Annotated in this window: 14 protein-coding genes; 4 read left to right on the top strand and 10 right to left on the bottom strand. The window is 45.3% G+C overall.

Annotated elements, in window-relative coordinates; all coding sequences use genetic code 11:
- Window positions 1-169: 169 nt before the first annotated feature.
- From KQI32_RS02495 to cysE, 7 genes are all read right to left on the bottom strand, one after another.
- Entirely contained in the window at window positions 170-1087 is a 918-nt protein-coding gene (locus tag KQI32_RS02495; protein WP_216423804.1) for an aminoglycoside 6-adenylyltransferase, read from the bottom strand.
- A gap of 11 nt (window positions 1088-1098) precedes the next feature.
- Entirely contained in the window at window positions 1099-1749 is a 651-nt protein-coding gene (gene deoC, locus KQI32_RS02490) for a deoxyribose-phosphate aldolase (RefSeq protein WP_177691957.1), read from the bottom strand.
- On the bottom strand, window positions 1736-2230 hold the full coding sequence (locus tag KQI32_RS02485) for a substrate-binding domain-containing protein (protein WP_216423802.1): 495 nt from the start codon (window positions 2228-2230) through the stop codon (window positions 1736-1738). Before KQI32_RS02485 ends, deoC begins: the two co-directional genes overlap by 14 nt.
- A gap of 11 nt (window positions 2231-2241) precedes the next feature.
- Window positions 2242-3603 (bottom strand): MATE family efflux transporter, encoded by a 1362-nt coding sequence (locus KQI32_RS02480; protein ID WP_216423800.1) that lies wholly within the window; start codon window positions 3601-3603, stop codon window positions 2242-2244.
- Window positions 3604-3674: 71 nt separating this feature from the next.
- Window positions 3675-4106, bottom strand: coding sequence for a Mini-ribonuclease 3 (locus KQI32_RS02475; protein ID WP_177691954.1), 432 nt, complete (start codon window positions 4104-4106; stop codon window positions 3675-3677).
- The gene (gene cysS / locus KQI32_RS02470) at window positions 4088-5491 is read right to left on the bottom strand and encodes a cysteine--tRNA ligase (protein ID WP_216423887.1); all 1404 of its coding nucleotides are present in this window, start codon (window positions 5489-5491) and stop codon (window positions 4088-4090) included. The genes KQI32_RS02475 and cysS overlap by 19 nt, the downstream gene beginning before the upstream one ends.
- Entirely contained in the window at window positions 5478-6152 is a 675-nt protein-coding gene (cysE, locus tag KQI32_RS02465) for a serine O-acetyltransferase (protein WP_177691953.1), read from the bottom strand. Before cysE ends, cysS begins: the two co-directional genes overlap by 14 nt.
- 224 nt (window positions 6153-6376) lie before the next feature.
- Here cysE and KQI32_RS02460 point away from each other — a divergent pair, with 224 nt between their 5' ends.
- From KQI32_RS02460 to KQI32_RS02450, 3 genes are all read left to right on the top strand, one after another.
- Window positions 6377-7909 carry a YifB family Mg chelatase-like AAA ATPase gene (locus KQI32_RS02460; RefSeq protein WP_216423799.1) on the top strand — a complete coding sequence of 511 codons (1533 nt, stop codon included), beginning with the start codon at window positions 6377-6379 and terminating at the stop codon, window positions 7907-7909.
- A gap of 181 nt (window positions 7910-8090) precedes the next feature.
- The gene (locus KQI32_RS02455; protein ID WP_177691951.1) at window positions 8091-9320 is read left to right on the top strand and encodes a cytochrome c biogenesis protein CcdA; all 1230 of its coding nucleotides are present in this window, start codon (window positions 8091-8093) and stop codon (window positions 9318-9320) included.
- A gap of 232 nt (window positions 9321-9552) precedes the next feature.
- Window positions 9553-10524 carry an aldolase catalytic domain-containing protein gene (locus tag KQI32_RS02450; protein ID WP_177691950.1) on the top strand — a complete coding sequence of 324 codons (972 nt, stop codon included), beginning with the start codon at window positions 9553-9555 and terminating at the stop codon, window positions 10522-10524.
- Between the two features lie 195 nt (window positions 10525-10719).
- On the opposite strand, the gene recG is transcribed toward KQI32_RS02450, so the two are convergent.
- Window positions 10720-12771: an ATP-dependent DNA helicase RecG gene (recG, locus tag KQI32_RS02445; protein ID WP_216423797.1), complete on the bottom strand. Its 2052-nt coding sequence runs from the start codon at window positions 12769-12771 to the stop codon at window positions 10720-10722.
- Window positions 12772-12776: 5 nt separating this feature from the next.
- Window positions 12777-13436 (bottom strand): hypothetical protein, encoded by a 660-nt coding sequence (locus tag KQI32_RS02440; protein ID WP_216423796.1) that lies wholly within the window; start codon window positions 13434-13436, stop codon window positions 12777-12779.
- Between the two features lie 370 nt (window positions 13437-13806).
- On the opposite strand from KQI32_RS02440, the gene KQI32_RS13505 reads away from it, so the two are divergent.
- A complete protein-coding gene (locus tag KQI32_RS13505) occupies window positions 13807-13941 on the top strand; it encodes a hypothetical protein (RefSeq protein WP_256443625.1) in 135 nt (44 codons plus the stop codon).
- 281 nt (window positions 13942-14222) lie between these two features.
- On the opposite strand, the gene KQI32_RS02435 is transcribed toward KQI32_RS13505, so the two are convergent.
- Complete coding sequence (locus KQI32_RS02435) at window positions 14223-17000, bottom strand: chondroitinase-B domain-containing protein (protein WP_216423795.1); 2778 nt, start codon at window positions 16998-17000, stop codon at window positions 14223-14225.
- Window positions 17001-17400 lie beyond the last annotated feature (400 nt).

Genomic DNA, 17400 nt, shown 5'->3' with positions numbered 1-17400 from the left:
CCCCCCTATGAACGATTAAGCCTGAGATTGCACTCTTGATAAAAAAGGAAGTGGTTTCCACCGTCATATAACAATTCAAAATTGACATTGTTTCAAGGAGCGCAATCAAAGATTTTTGTGAGAAAATACTCCCCGTCTCTTGACAGGCCCTTATGAGGCATCGAGCATCTCACTGTTCCTTATAAATCCTATCAAGTTTATCTTTTTGCTGAAAATCCCCCACATCCAGCGGCATTCGGTATACCATCTTTAAATATGCAGTCATATTCTCCGCCTCTTCCGTTTTATATGCGAAATCAAGGCATTCGGCCACTGTACGGGAAAGAGCTTGGAATAAATCACAAAAATGAAAAACAGTATTCCAAACACTTTGACACTCCGCACTGCAATGAGTATTCTTATACAATTCCCAATAATCCTCCGGCAAATATTTTTCAAAATACTTGCCAAAAGCCCCCACTGAAACCCTGAAATTATAATGACAGCCAATCCACCAAGAAACCATGTCATCCAGATGCGGACGGATAACCTGCTCCAGCATATTCTTCGCATAAGGAAGCTGCCCGCGCCGCAACCCTTTTGCCACGTTCTGCATACACCACCAGAAATCGTTGCAAGCGCTCAGATATTGTCCGGCTGACGGCTTTTTGACATGGTAGGAAACATCGGAGGCCGGTTCAATCGGCGGGAGCAAGCCGTCTTTATCCAGCAGGGGAACGGTCAAGCTATCGGTTCCGTAGATTTCCTTTGTAAAGGCTATGGAATCAATATGCAAGTCAATGCGATTCCCATCCGAAAACAGCATCAAATATCCATAGCTTTCTTCAGGGTGACAAGGTTTGCCCTGCAGGGAATCCAGTTTTTCCGGCTGCTGTACGATCAAAGGATCCCCGAATACAGAGATCCAATTTTCATCTGCAATAAAACCGGCGGTTTCCGTGACAGCATACACAATGTCATAATCCTGAAAGATATCTTTTTCCACATTGGGGTTGGTGCGGGAACCGTTCATATAAACAGCACGGATCCGCTTGTCCCGCCTGGCCACCTCCAAAATAAGATCGAGCATTTCCTTTTCACTTCGCATAAAAATAATCCTCACTCTGTTTTCTGGGTTTGAGCGATAATTTGAACTCCTGAACTGGTGCCGATGCGGTTTGCTCCAGCCCCTGTCATCTTAAGGACATCCTCCAGTGTGCGGATTCCCCCGGAAGCTTTCACCCCGATATCAGCCCCAACGGTTTTGCGCATGAGAGCAACGTCTGCGGTGGCAGCGCCTCCTGTACTGAATCCGGTGGAAGTTTTCACAAAGTCTGCGCCAGCCAATACAGCAAGCTCACAGGCACGTTTCTTTTCATCGTCGGTGAGCAGGCAGGTTTCAATGATCACTTTCACCAGCGCATGCTCTGAGGCTTCTACCACCGATTCGATGTCCAGACGAACTGCCTGGTATTCTTTTTGCTTCAGAGCACCAAGATTTATCACCATATCAATTTCGTCCGCACCGTCCCACACAGCACGGCTGGCCTCCAACGGCTTAACGGAGGTCGCTCCCAGAGGAAATCCCACCACCGTACAGGTTTTTACCTCTGTCCCCGTCAAAGCTTCATGCACCAAGCGAGTATAGCAGGAGTTCACACAAACGGATGCGAAACGGTACTGCTTTGCCTCGGCGCATACCCTTTGTACTTCCTCTTTTGTAGCATCCGGCTTTAAAATCGTATGATCGATTATCTTATTTATCTCCATTCTTTTCTCTCCCGATTCCCAGCATATATTCCGCCTTCTGTGCAACCGATACGCCGGTTTCTTTTCCATCCGCCGACGGATCAAGCTTCATATAGCCGTCCGCCGCATATTCTCCCTCCGGCTCCACATCCAAAATCAATATCTTTATATTTGCTGCTCTGCACGCCTCCAGAATGGATTGGACCTTCTCTTTTTCCAGGGGATGAACAATAAGCAAATCCGGCTCTCCAGCCAGCATGTTGGTGATGTCGGTCAGCTGCTTTGACGAATCTTTCTGTGCATCCACTGACAGGAGTGTCAGATTGCTGTCAGCAGCTCTCCGCTCAATTCCGCTTTTTACATCGGTGAAAAAGGGCTCTTTCAGATTTCCGAAGGATATTGCAACCTTGGGCCGCTCAGTGATATCTTCCTTTTTCCCGCAGGAAGAAAAGAGCAGTACTGCACACAGCAAAAGAATGCCGATACGAATGAGTTGTTTCATAGATAAGCCTCCTATTCATTGACCAGATCTGTGATCCAGCCGCCTTTTTTCAAACGCCGAATGATAATGAATGATTTGACAAATTCCTCACACAGGGAGAGAGGATAGACAATCTCAATGGGGCATCCCAAAAGCAGACCGCTGATCGCCGTAAAAGGTACCCCGATCAGCCAGATCCCGGCGAAGTCTGTCCAAAAACAAAAGACGGTATCTCCTCCGCTTCGCAGTACGCCGACAATGTTGACCAAGGTAAACGTCTTAAAAGGCATAAAACAGGCCATAATGACCGTTAAACGGAATGCCGTCGCACTCAGCTCATCCGTGATTGCAAAACAATGGATGAACCATGGTGCCGTCCCGACCGCAAAGAGTCCGAACAGGACTCCTAAGAGCGGAGCCAAACGGGAAAAACGCGAGGCATATAAATAAGCTCTCTTGACCCGCTTAAGGCCAATCTGTTTTCCCACAATGATCGCCGCGGCATTACTGGCGCCAAAGATAAAGACCGAGGCTGCATCGCTTATCAGGTTGACGATGTTGATCGCCGCAATGGCGTCGGTGGAAACCCTCGCGTAAATAGCAGACATCACAGTTACCCCCAGCGCCCAAAAGCCTTCGTTTCCTATCACGGGAACGGAGGTTTTCAGATATCTCCCAATAAATTCACGGTTGATAGAAAGATATTCTCCTATTTTATGGCGCAGAAAAGAAATACTGTGGAAAGAAAGAAATACGATGAGAAGCATTTCTACCATACGCGCACAGACCGTTCCGATAGCGGCACCCTTCACGCCAAGTGCGGGAAAACCAAATTTCCCGAAGATCAGAGTGTAATTGATGCAAAAATTCACTGCGATCGATACCAGAGAGGTAATGAGCGGATATTTTGGTTTTTCCATACTTTTTAAAAAAAAGGAAAAAGCAAAAATAACCGCTGACATCAGATAGCTTACGGAAATGATCTTCAAGTAAACCGCACCGATATCCACAGCCGCGGGATCGTTTGTCAGCATCCGCATCACTTGGTACGGTGCAAAGAATGCCATCACAAAAAAGAAAAAGGCAAATAAGATGGACAGCACCAAGTTCAGAAATAATACCTTCTTAATCCCGGCAGTGTCCTTTTTCCCCCAAAATTGATTGATAAAGACGGCCCCGCCGCCGCACAACCCAAAGGTGACAATGCTGTAAAGAAAGAAAACCTTGTTTGCCAGCCCTACGGCGGCGATGGGTACTGCCCCCAGCTGCCCAATCATAATATTATCCAGCATGTTGACAGCCGTAGTAAGCAGATTCTGCAGAGCCATGGGAAACGTCAGAAAAAGAAAGGTTTTATAAAATGATTTATCCTTTAATCCAAGTTGTTTTAACAATCTTAACCTCCAGCAGCATATATCATAAAAGGAAGACTGCTGCAAAATTCTTTTGCAGCAGCTAATTCAACTCACTCATGCTTGTTAAAATCAATGCAGGAATCGAGAAGCTCGATCAGCCTGTCCTTTTTTCCGGCAATATACAGATATCCAACAAGCGCTTCAAATCCGGTAGCCCGCCGATAGTCCACGATATCTGCATTTTTCGGGGAAGTTGCGGATTTTGCGTTCCGTCCCCGTTTGAATACAGCTGTCTCCTTCTCCGTAAGAAGAGGCAAAATTTTCTCCATCAAGTCACTTTGCGCTTTGGCTTTTACAAAACCGGTGGCTGCTTTATGCAGCTTATGTACCGGCATATTGCCGGTGCTGACGATGCTGCAGCGCACATAAGCTTCATAGACAGCATCGCCGATATAGGCAAGAACCAGCGGGGAATACATATTCGCCGGTTCAAAACAATAATCTTTCAAAATTTCACGACCTTTTAATCTGCTTTTCTCCATTTGACACCCTGCGGAGTATCCTCCAAAACAATTCCTTTGGCCTTCAGAGTGTCACGAATTTCATCCGCCCTTTTGAAGTCCTTTGCTTTTCGGGCATCATTCCGTTCTGCGATCATTTTTTCAATCTCTTCATCCAAGAGCTCTTCTTTTGCTACAGAGAATCCGAGAACATCCAGCAGTTCCTTTGCCAGTTCGAGAGCCTTTGAAGCAAAGGCTTTGCTGTACTGTTTCCCGTTGACAAAGACGGAATTCATTTCCCGAACCAGTTCAAAGACCGCAGAGATGCCGTCTGCTGTGTTCAAATCATCGTCCATGGCTTCGATGAAACGGCTTCGATGCGTTTTCAGATTTTCCAGAAGCGTGCTTTCTTCCGCGGTTATTTCGCCGTCGGTATAGCTGTTCATCAGGAATTCCAGATTCTCCAGACAGGTTTTAATACGTTTCAAGCCCGTCTCCGCCTGTTCCAGCAGATCCCTTGAGAAATTGATAGGGCTTCTGTAGTGGGCGGACAGCATAAAGAATCGGATAACCTCATAACTGAAATCTTTTACGACATCACGCACAGTGAAGAAATTGTTCAGGGATTTTGACATTTTGCGGTTGTCCACGTTGATATAACCGTTATGCATCCAGTAATGGGCAAAAGGCTTGCAGTTAGCGCATTCACTCTGGGCGATCTCGTTTTCGTGATGCGGGAAAATCAGATCCTTTCCTCCGCAATGAATATCGATGGTTTCTCCCAAAAACTTGTTTACCATCGCCGAGCACTCAATGTGCCACCCGGGACGACCTTCTCCCCAAGGACTGGGCCAGGACGGTTCACCCGGTTTTTTTGCCTTCCAGAGAACGAAGTCCATGGCGTCTTCCTTGTCCTCATTGACATCGATACGTGCACCCGCCTCCAAATCTTCCAAGGGCTGATGGGAAAGCTTCCCGTATTCCGGAAAACTTTTTGTGCGGAAGTAGACATTTCCGCCGACAGCATATGCATGTCCGTTTTCAATCAGCTTGTCGACGGTATCAATGATCACGTCAATGTTTTCCGTTGCTTTGGGATGGATTGTCGCACCACGGACGCCGAGTCCCTGAGCATCCTTAAAATATTCGGCGATAAATTTGTCGGCCAGTTCTTTCACCGTTATGCCTTCCTCGTTTGCGCGGTTTATCATCTTGTCATCAATATCGGTGAAGTTCTGAACAAAGGTTACCTTATAGCCTCTGTACTCAAAATAACGCCGCAGCACATCAAACACAATGATGGGACGTGCGTTTCCAATATGAAAATAGTTATAGACCGTCGGCCCGCAGGCATACATTTTTACTTCATTTTCAATAATTGGTTTAAATTCTTCCTTCTGATTGCTCAGTGAGTTATATATCTTTATCATGCTTTGAATCCTCCAGTTCTTTTTGCATGGTTTCTAATTTTTTTTCCAGATGGTTGAGCCGGGACATTAGCTTGCAGATTTCCTGCGCTGTCGGATCGGGAATATGTGTCTGATCCAAATCGTCACAGGGCCGGATTTTTTTGTTATGCCTGCGTACGGTTCTAGCGGGAACGCCAACACAGGTACAACCATCCGCAACCTCGTTAAGCACCACAGCATTTGCGGCGATTTTGGAATTATCCCCAACCTTAAAAGGTCCAAGAACCTTCGCCCCCGCGCCGATCATCACATTGTTTCCGATGGTGGGGTGCCGTTTGCCGACTTCTTTTCCAGTACCGCCAAGGGTGACGCCCTGATAGATGGTGCAATTGTCTCCCACTTCGGCTGTCTCGCCGATGACAACCCCCATACCGTGATCAATCATTACTCCCCGGCCGATTTTCGCGGCAGGGTGAATTTCAATCCCTGTAAAGAATTTTGTCATCTGAGAGATCATTCTTGCAAGAAATTTCATTTTATGTATATAGAAAAACTGTGCGGCGCGGTGCCAGAATAACGCGTGTACGCCGGAGTAGAGGAAAAATACCTCAAATCCGTTTCTGGCTGCAGGGTCGCGGTCAAGCACGGCCCGGATATCCGCCCGTAATGCTCGAAACATAGCAGGCCACCTCATTCAGTAAGGGGATTTCCCCTGTTTTTTTAACCCAAAAGAAGACCTCTGCCGCCTTCTAAAAAAGACAGAGACCATCTTAATTAAATTATTATACACTAAAATCCCTATTTTGCATAGAGGGAAAATACTTTTTTGTTGCATAATCTGTATTCATTTGATAAAATGGAAAAAGAAAACAGAGAAAAGAAACTGGAAAGGCAAGGATCGTTATGTCAAATGTGATTTATACGGCCGGTATCAGCGGGATCGAGGGATATCTTATCGAGGTGGAATCCGATTTTACTCCCGCTTTGCCGTCATTCGATATCGTAGGGCTGCCCGACGCAGCTGTAAAGGAATCCAGGGAGCGGATCCGAGCCGCTATCAAGAACTCGGGCCTGATGATCCCACACCGGAAAATCGTTGTGAATTTGGCTCCTGCCGCAGTACGCAAGGAAGGCTCCCATTTCGATTTCCCGATCGCTATGTCTATTTTATGTCATGACAACGGTTTAAATACCTATTTCATTGAGAATGCGATCTTTCTGGGAGAGCTTTCTCTGGACGGGACATTGCGGGAGGTGGACGGTGTGCTGCCCATTGTGATATCCGCTTATGAAAAAGGCATCAAAAATGTATTTTTGCCGGAAAAGAACGCAAAGGAAGCGGCAATTATTGAGGACATCAATGTATATCCGGTTAAGAATCTGCTGGATTGTTTCCTTTTCATGAAAAATGAAAAGGGCCTGGAAGTGTACAGACGGGAACAAGAGCAGAAAGGCAACAGCATACTGCCTTTCGCTGAGGATTTCGCTGACGTCAAAGGGCAGGAATCGGTCAAACGGGCGCTGGAAGTAGCGGCGGCAGGCGCGCATAACTGTGTGATGGTGGGCGCGCCGGGGTCCGGTAAAACGATGATTGCAAAGCGGCTTCCCTCCATTTTGCCTCCTCTGTCTCTGCAGGAGTCCCTTGAGGTTACCAAAATCTATTCGGTTGCAGGCCTTCTGAGCCGGGAGGATCCGTTAATACGGGTTCGTCCTTTCCGACAGGTACACCACACGGCGTCTACCATTGGCATCACAGGCGGAGGAAAAACACCTAAACCGGGAGAGATTTCCTTGTCCCACCGCGGCGTTATGTTTCTGGACGAGCTTCCGGAATTTAGAAGGGACTCTTTGGAAACCTTGCGGCAGCCTTTGGAGGATGGAAAAATCACTGTAACCCGGGTGACTGGTTCCGCCACCTATCCCTGCAGCATGATGGTGGTCGCCTCCATGAATCCCTGTCCCTGTGGTTTTTATTCCTCCGGTACACACCGCTGCAGTTGTACGGCAACTCAGATCAAAAATTATCTGAAAAAGATCAGCGGTCCCCTTCTGGATCGGATTGATTTGCACATTGAAGTTCCCAGTGTGGAATATGAGGATCTAGCGGACAAAAAATCCGATTACAACAGCAGTGTGATGCGGGAAAGAGTGCAGAAAGCGCGGGATATTCAGTTGAAACGGTATCAGGGCTTGGGCTTTTACACCAATTCCGAAATTCCGTCCTCTATGATTGATACCTTCTGTGTGTTAGGACAAGAGGAGAACACTTTGATGAAAAATGCTTATGAATCCCTTGGTCTCTCAGCGAGAGCACACAACCGAATTTTAAAAGTGGCAAGGACCATTGCTGATTTGGACAACAGCGAACGGATTACTGCCGCTCATTTGGCAGAGGCCATCGGTTACCGCTCACTGGATAAAAAATATTGGAATTAAGCTTCGTGGATGGATTTAATAAGAGCTTGTCCTGTCATGCAACGAGGACAATGGCACGATACGGCAGTGCCGCACGAAGCGGGAGATGACTCTCCTGCTTCGTGTGGATATGGAATCCGCTGCAGAAAGAGGCAGGGGACATCTTGCCCGCAATTCTATTTGGAAAAAGGAGTTTCCCACAATGTTTGACAATATTGTTTCCGCAGAAAACATCAATTATTTTCTGGTTTTTCTGGAAGGACTTTTATCTTTTTTCTCTCCCTGCATACTGCCGCTTCTCCCTGTCTATTTAGGGTATCTTGCAGGGAATACCAAAGAAAAGCTGGAGGATGGAACGTATCGCTATAAACAATCCACTGTGTTCCTGCATACTCTCTGCTTTGTCCTCGGTATCTCCTTTGCGTTTTTTATTCTGGGTATGGCATTCTCCGCCCTTGGTTCCTTCTTTCAGGAATATAAGCTATGGTTTAGCCGCGTCGGCGGCGTCCTGATTATCTTTTTGGCCTTGATACAATTGGGTTTTGTGCGCTTTTCTTTTCTAAGCAGAGAGAAGAAATTGCCCTTTCGCTGGAATTTGGAACGGATGAATCCCTTTGTTGCACTGATCATGGGATTCACCTTCAGTTTTGCTTGGACACCCTGCGTGGGTCCAGCGCTTTCATCTGTTCTGATTCTGGCGTCCAGCGCTGAGAACGCCCTGATTGGCAATCTGCTGGTTCTGGTATATACAGCGGGTTTCATCATCCCTTTTCTTTTATTGGGTCTTTTCACCTCCAAGGCGCTTAACTTTGTCAAAAAGAATCAGAAAATAATGAAATATACGATCAAAGCCGGAGGCATCCTTTTGCTCTTCATCGGCATTATGATGATAAGCGGATGGATGGAAGGTTTATCCGGTTACTTTAGCACTGCATCTCCCACTCCGGCTCCCACCGCACAGCAGACAGAGCCGCCAAAGCAAACCGAGAAACCCGAACTGCCCGCTTTCGATTTTACATTGACCGATCAAAAAGGGCAAAGCCATACCCTTTCAGACTACAAAGGCAAGGTCGTTTTTCTGAACTTTTGGGCAACCTGGTGCGGTCCCTGTCAAATGGAAATGCCTCATATTGAAGAGCTTTATCAGGAATATGGCAGCAATAGCGGAGAGGTGATATTTCTGGGAGTCGCCCAGCCAAATATCGGCAGGGAAACGGACATTTTAGGAATCACAGCATTTCTGGCAGAAAACAGCTACACCTTTCCCACCGTATTCGATGAGAATGGAGAAGTCTTTGCAGATTATTACATTAACTCTTTCCCTACCACCTTTATGATAGACCGTCAAGGCAATGTGATGGGTTACGTGCCCGGCATGATGACAAAGGAAATGATGCAGAATATCATACAGCAGACGCTGGAACAGAAATAAAAAAGCTTTTCATTCCGAAAACAACAAGCTTGCTTTGTATCAGAATGGTTCTTTGTAAACCGTCGCTGTTTTGACAAATTATTTTCGTGATGCTATAATAAAACAAAACATTCCTTTTTCGGAAAAAGTGTAATCTCCCGCGGAATGGAGGAATGTTGAATAATGGTACAAAACCTCGTTGAATAAAAGAAAGCAGTTTAAATCATTAAAAACTTAGCCAGGAGATAGTAAAATGAGAAAAGGCAATTTGATGGAAGTCAGAGACGACATTAAAGTTCTTGACGCAACAATAAGAGACGGCGGACTTTGCAACAATTTTGAATTTACCGACGAATTTGTTACAGAGCTTTACAAAGCAAATATCAAAAGCGGCGTAGACTATATGGAATTTGGCTACAAAGCCAGCAAAAACCTATTTCGCGAAAGTGACTTCGGCAAATGGAAATTCTGCAATGAGGAGGATCTCCGCACCATTGTGGGAGACAACATTTCCGACATGAAAATCGCCGTGATGGCGGATGTGGGAAGATGCGATTTTAAAACGGATTTCCTTCCCAAAAAGGAAAGCGTGATTGATATGGTGCGGGTTGCCTGCTACATTCATCAGATTCCCGCAGCGATTGAAATGATAGAATATTTCCATCATCTCGGATATGAAACAACCTGCAATATTATGGCAATTTCGCAGGCAGGATCCGACCAAATACAGCAGGCATTGGAGATGCTTTGTGATTCTTGCGTGGATGTTATCTATCTGGTGGACAGCTATGGATCCCTTTATCCCGAGAATGCCTGTGAACTTACAAAGATATATATCGAGGCTGCAGAAAAGGCGGGCAAAAAGGTCGGTTTCCACGCACACAACAATCAGAATCTGGCATTTGCCAACACGATTGAAACCTTGTCCTATGGCGTTTCTTATCTGGATACCACTATACAGGGAATGGGGCGCGGCGCCGGGAACTGTGCAACAGAGCTTCTGCTTGGTTTCCTGAGAAACCCGAAGTATAATCTCTATAGTGTTCTTACCTTTATTGAAAAATATATGCTTCCCTTAAAAGAACAGGGAGTTGTCTGGGGCTATGACCTGCAATATATGCTTACCGGCCAATTAAACCGCCATCCCCGTGAAGCAATGGATTTCACCGCAGAGAAGCGCAAAGACTACTGCGAGTTCTATAAAGCTCTGCTTGATAATTTCTAGACAAAAAAATGATTCTATATTTTCGGTCAAATATTTTGGGTGTTGAAAATCAAATTTCAACACCCTTTTTATCGTACTCTGTACCATATCAAAAATTGCGAAACCATGTGGCAAAACACATCGAATACAGCATCCGACAGCTATGAGGCATTTTATTTCGCATATGTTTCTAACCTATATCACTTTGCCAAATCTTTAATTAAACACCTTCACTCCATTTTTCAAAAACAGCTTTTTCACGTTCTTTTTTAAAAGATAATTTTTGCGATCCGAAAGCTCCGGATCCTCGGCAAGAATTTTTTTTGCCGTCCGGGAAGCCAGTTCCAGAACCTTTACGTCGCCAATCAAATTGGCAATTTTTAAATCCACAAAACCGGACTGATCGGTTCCGAAAAAATCACCCGGACCGCGCTGCCTTAAGTCCTGCTCGCTGATTTGAAAGCCATCATTGGTCTGGCACAGGACTTTCAGGCGTTCCCGCGTGTTCCTCGCCGTTGCGGAAGAAACAAGAATGCAATAGGATTTCTTCTTTCCCCTTCCGACTCTGCCCCGCAGCTGGTGAAGCTGTGCCAAGCCGAACCTCTCTGCATTTTCCACAATCATCAGAGTGGCATTTGGTACATTTACCCCAACCTCAATTACAGTTGTGGATACCAAAACATCAACCTCATGATTTTTGAACCGCATCATAATTTCGTCCTTGTCTTTGGATTTCATTTTTCCGTGAAGCAGTTCCATTCGGAAATCCGGAAATTTTTCCTTTAGCTGCCGGGTATAATCCGTCACATTTTTAAGCTGCTCTGTCATAGTCTCCGATTCTTCCACCAGAGGGCACACAATGTAAGCCTGACTGCCGTCTTTCAATTCCCGGGATAGAAAAGCGTCAATTCTTGTTCTGCTCCCCTCACTGACACAATACGTTTCCACCTTCTGCCGGTTGGGGGGGAGCTCATCGATAACCGATACATCCAAATCACTGTACATGATCAGAGCCAGTGTTCTGGGAATAGGAGTGGCTGTCATCACCAGGGTGTGAGGATTTTCTCCCTTGCTGTAAAGAGAATTTCGCTGTTTTACCCCGAAACGGTGCTGTTCATCCGTGATACAAAGGGCGAACTTCGCAAACTCCACATCATCCTCCAAAATGGCATGCGTTCCGAACAGAATCTGTATTTCGTTGTTTTTCAACCTCTCTAAAATTTCTTTTTTCCTTTTCTTCGGGGTACTGCCTGTCAGAATATCACTGACAAATCCAAAGGCTTCGAAATACCCTTTCAGTCCATCATAGTGCTGAACCGCAAGAATTTCCGTTGGTGCCATCAAAGCGGACTGATAGCCGTTATTCGCTGCAACCAGCATGATGGCACAGGCTACAATGGTTTTCCCAGATCCCACATCCCCCTGAATCAGGCGGTTAAGCTGTTTGCCGTCCCGGAAATCCGCGCAGATTTCCCGTATCACCCTTTTTTGAGCATTGGTCAGTTCAAAGGGAAGCATCTCATTCAGTCTTTCTACGATCTTAAAATTGGTTAATCGAATTCCATGGCTCGCCTGACTGAGCCGATTCATGGAAAGCTGTCCCAGCTGCAGGAAAAGCAGTTCCTCAAACACAAGCCTTTGCTTCGCCGCTTCCAGTGCTTCAAAGCTGCGAGGGAAATGAATGTTGTGAAAGGCAAACACCCGATCGCATAAGTGCAGCCGCTCCTTTAAGTAGGTCGGCAGTGTCTCCTCCAAGTCTTCATCCACGGTGCCTACAACCCCTGCCATGATATTGGTGAACACCTTCTGCGACAGGCCTTTTGTCAGAGAGTACAGAGGAATGATATGCCCCATATGCCGATTGCTGTTTTCCGGTTCAAAGACAGGACTGGACATCGAAATGCTGCGATAATCCACCTTTGCTTTGCCATAAAATAGATAGGTTTCTCCTTTCTTTAGGCTACTTACCACAAATTTCTGATTAAAAAAAGTAATCTGCATCATACCGGAATCATCAAAAACCTTCACTTTGATCATACAAAGATTTTTCCGAATGCGGGATAAAGCGGGCTCCTCCGCCACTGTCCCCTTGATCAGCGCAGTCTCCCCATTTTTCAGCGATGCGATTTCCCGAAGCTGAGACCGATCCTCATATCCTCTGGGATAATAGCATATCAAATCTTCTATGGTTTCTATTTTTAATTTTTTTAAAAGCGCCAGCCTGCTTTGACTGACGCCCAGTGCCTTCTCAATCGGAAGCTCCAGCATATGGCTCACCTCATTAAGTTCAGAAATTCTCCAATATCTTTTTTATAGTCAAATTCACACATATCAATAATATATTTCGCGACTTCGGTGATATAATATTTGGCGAGCGTACCGGAAAGGAAAGCGTCGCTTTCCATTTCACTGTCCACATGAGCGCCGCCAAGCTTGTTTGCAACCGAACGAATACATTTCTTTACCGTGATAGGTCTTGCATTGCGCGGATAGGCGAGTACCGTGCCCAAAAAGGTGTTCAGGTCCACCTGCTCCAGCTCGTTGAAAAACAAATCCTTCGGAAGCAGAACATTGTCTTTGTATTTTGCATTTGCCTTGTTAAACTGTGGGTTTTTATACACCTTCGGAAGAAGGGAATTTTCACCGTCGCAGAGCAGTAAGCGCAGGTTGATCGCCATAACGTTCAAAAATTCTTTCTGGCCTTTTTCTTCAAAGAGAAAGGTGGATACCTCCAGAACACGAATCACATCACGGCACTTCTCTTTGAGCTCGTCGCCGCTCATCTGAAGAATGATGTTTGCTTTGAACTGATTGTATCCGCACTCATCGCAGGGACGAAGATACTCCCTTTTCTCCAGGATAAATTCCTTGGAGCAGTTCAGACAGATATACCGCCCCTTCGGTACAAAATTATTGGCAAAAACCTGCTGCATTCCATTCGCCTCACTTCCTGCTTTTTTCTGATACCATAGTCACAAGCCGCATTGCGGCGGCGTGCTACGCTTCAATCCGCGGAAGCCAGTTTTCCGCTTATGATGTGTCTTTATTATAACAAGATAAAAACGCTTTTGCAAGGCAAAAGCCCCCATAAAAGCGTTTCATGTTGCGGACCACTTACGAAAGTGATGGAATATTTTAGCAAGGTTGTATGGCAGGACAATTCTTCCTAATAAAAAATATGAAAAAATCAATCCATAAACTATCCAAATTTCCAATCTTTTTTTGGTCGTTTTTCCAGTATAACATTTTTCAAGTTGTCAATGCTATTATTGAAAAATAAAATAGGAAAAGGGGCAGACGATAATGTTTGACAAAGACTTTTACTGGGAATTATTCCGTAACACCGGCAGGCTGGATGCATATGTCGATTATGTCCACTTAAAGGAGGAAGAAGAGGGAAAAAAGCAAGAAGAAAAACATTTATTGGCATTGCGGTGATAAAAATATTTTTTTATAACATAGTAAATTGCGCGGAAATTGTACGCAATTTTACGTCTCAAAAAACAGTGTGCGGAGCGCAGCGGCGTTTTTCAGAATAAAAAACTTTTTTCGATAAAGGCTTGTCCCGCCATTTAATGAGGACAAGGGCATGGCACAGCAGTGCCGCACGAAGCGGGAGACATTTTGCCCGCAGTTATAAATTACAGATAATAGCAAGGGGTTTCCTCCAAAAGAGAAAACCCCTTTGCCACCCTATTTTGTACATCTATCCTTTTCTATTACGCTGAAAGGCTTTCCTTCATCTCAACAAAGACAATCTCCGTGATATTGTTCCACTTATTTGAATCGTTTCCGCCGCCGACGTATTTTACATACCGGGCGGAGACACCTTTCAGATTGAAATATTCAAGTTCGTTGCTCGAACCGCTCGACTTTACATTGTCAAGAACGCGGGTATAATTCTGCCCATCCTCAGATACTTCGACTGAAAAATAATAAGTTCTGGAATCACCTTTATAAAAAGCCAATACAATTTTGTCCAGTTTATGTGTTTCTCCCAAGTCGAATATGCCATACGGTGCGGCACCGTCCGTTTCCTGCACAGCCCATCTTGTTCCCATCTTTCCATCCAGTGTGTTTTGAATGGAATTACCGTCTCCGTCATCTCCGCTCTGCAGAATACCGTAAACCGTCAAGGCGTTCGGGATGTTATTCTGGGGTTCGTAGATATCCTTTTTGATCTCTTCCTTTTTTTCTTCATCCATATAGATAAATACAGTCTGCGAAGCGTCGTCCCAGCCTACCTCCGCCCCGAAACTTTCCGAAATAAACCGGATGGGAACCAAAAACCTGTCATCGATGATCACAGCCGGTGAATCCAGTGTGACCTCCTTGTCGTTCACGAAGGCTGCCGATGAATTTTCCGTTATCTTGATGGTGGTATCATTCCGCACCGCTGTTGCGCTGGCTGTTGCTTCATCCCATTCTACCTTTGCGTTCAGATTCTCAAATATGGCACGCATGGGAACCATGGTGCGGTCATTGATCAGCTGTGGTGCAACATCGAAAGAGATAAAGTAATCGTTGATGCGGATATTAATTTTATCCTTGGAGGGGAACAGCTTACTCACATCCGCAGCAGCATCGTTAATGGGATCGATCTCAGCTTTTTGGAAGGTGTACAAGCCGCTGTCATAGAGATCCTTCTTTACCCAGCCGCAGATCACATCAAAAGGATTTTTCGGAGCAGCCTTTAAATTTTCGATATCTGCGCCGATACCGTCAGATGTTTTGTAAAATCCACTGTCCGTTTTTTCAAAATTGGGATCTTTCAGGCTGATACCGGAAGGTACTCCGCCTTCATATCCCAGTTCTTTTCCGTATACACTGTTATTTTCAAATACCACCTTATTTGTGACATCACCGTTTTCAATGATTGGCTGTTTTCCCTTAAAGGTCAAAAACGCATTGTCATATATCTTTCCTTGCGGGGGAATAATTCTGTTTACATTCGGGGTAGCGCTGGGAGAATTATAAGCCCCAACCCAAAGCTCTCTGTCACCGCCGATAAAGGTATTGTTGTGAAAATCCAGATCTGTAACCGGTGCATAGGAAGCTAATTCAGCGTCCGGCACACCGTTTTCAATGGTAACGGAGTTCGAGCCGGAAGACATATTGAAGAAATAGTTGTCATAAACCTTATTTCGCTCTCCGATAACACGCACTCCTGTGGTTCGAACGGTAGAAGCCCCGCCGATAAACAAGTTCCCATTCACCACGCTGTCGTTGCCATGCCGCAAAGTCAAAGCACCCTTACTGTCATAAAAAGTATTGTTGGTGAAGGTATTGCCGCAGCTCTTGTTGGAGATAATCTCCGCTTCTCCGTCACACCGCTCAAAAAAATTGCCTTTGAAAAGAGTATTGGAAGCTGACAGGGAATAAGTAGATGTCCCTACGCGAACCGTCTCATAACCATTGCCCGGACCGGGCTCAAAATAACCGAAATAGTTGTTTTCAATCACATGATAATCCGGCTCATCGCTTTTCCGAATTACCTCAAGCATCTGCCCCATTGTGTTTTTGTTCCTGAAATAGCAGTGATCCACCGTATGGTAAGTCCCCTGGATAAACACCCATTTGCTCTGGAATTCAATATCCGGCGCGTTGTAATTGACAACTGCCGTATTGGTAAGCCTGCAATGATCCGAGCCGGCGGCAAACTGAATCACATTGGAATGCATGCCATCCTTAAAATACAGCCCGTCCACCGTAATATAAGAGCCGTTTATCACGGCGGAGGAGGTTCCTGTGAAAATTGCCTTTCCAGGATTTTTGGCCTTTATCGTAACCGGCTTATCCTTTGAGCCATATGCGTTGATCTCCAAAGTACAGTTAGAATAAATACCGTCGTCAATTTCGATCACATCGCCGGCTTTGGCAGAAGCAATCTTACTGTTGAGCTTCTGAATATAGTCGATGCCGATATCTTCGGATTCAAAGATTGCCGGAGAGCTGTCGGGTCCGTCGGGCTCAACAATCTCCAAATAGTCGCAAGTGAGATTCACCTCTATCCCAGCCGTATTTTTAACATTCAGCTGAATCTGTTTCAGTTCATCACCTGCTTTAAACTGCCGTTTCCCGGTAGACACCTTTGCTTTATGCAGGGGAAAAGAGCCCTCGTACCACTCGCCGGACGCTGGCTTTCTAACTGCTGTTTGCGCGGTAGCAGCGTCCCCGGAAGCATCATAAAGACGCACAGCTATGTAATCCACCGGCTCCTCCATATCCACTTTAAAGCGGTATCTTATCAAGGTATCCATTCGGGAAATCTTTACAGGCTCAGCTGGCCGATAATAAACGGCTACGTTCGTGCTGGAGTTACACATCAGCCCCTCGTCCGTCATTGTTGCCGATCCGTCTTTTTCAATAATTTCATAAGACTTTTGCGTGGTCGAATCCATCCGGATTAAGACTTTTTCTGCGGCAACACTGGGAAAGGCCAGAAGTCCCGTTAAAATGCATAACATTAAACCACAACAGATAAGTTTCTTCTTCATGCAAGAACCTCCTTTTTGTTTTTCTGCCATCCGCCAAAAACAATTTTTAAAAGGATAACAGGCAACGGCAAAACCATTTTTATGATTCATCTGCAAAATTATTTTATCACATTCCTCTTTTTTTGTCGTTACACAAAGTTTTCATCTTTTTTGCACATTTTTGACGGAAACTCTCCTCTTGGGGAACGGGAAGTGTCTTTTCTGCGTTTTGAAATAGATTCCAAAATTCTCAGAATTTTATGTCGAATATTTAGCGAATTAGAGAGTTGAAAAATTTTACTTTTTGTTATATAATAAAAATAGAATAAAAAGTAAGATGTCCCCGCTGAACCGTTGCATGGCAGGACAAAGCCTCTTATTGAGCATGAGTGGAAGCAAGCCTATTGAATCATCCATTTGG

This window comes from Acetivibrio sp. MSJd-27 (genome assembly GCF_018918095.1).
In the GTDB taxonomy this organism is placed as follows: Bacteria; Bacillota; Clostridia; order UMGS1840; family HGM11507; genus HGM11507.
The sequence above is the reverse complement of the archived record's forward strand: the minus strand, read 5'-3'. Positions and strand labels throughout refer to the sequence as shown.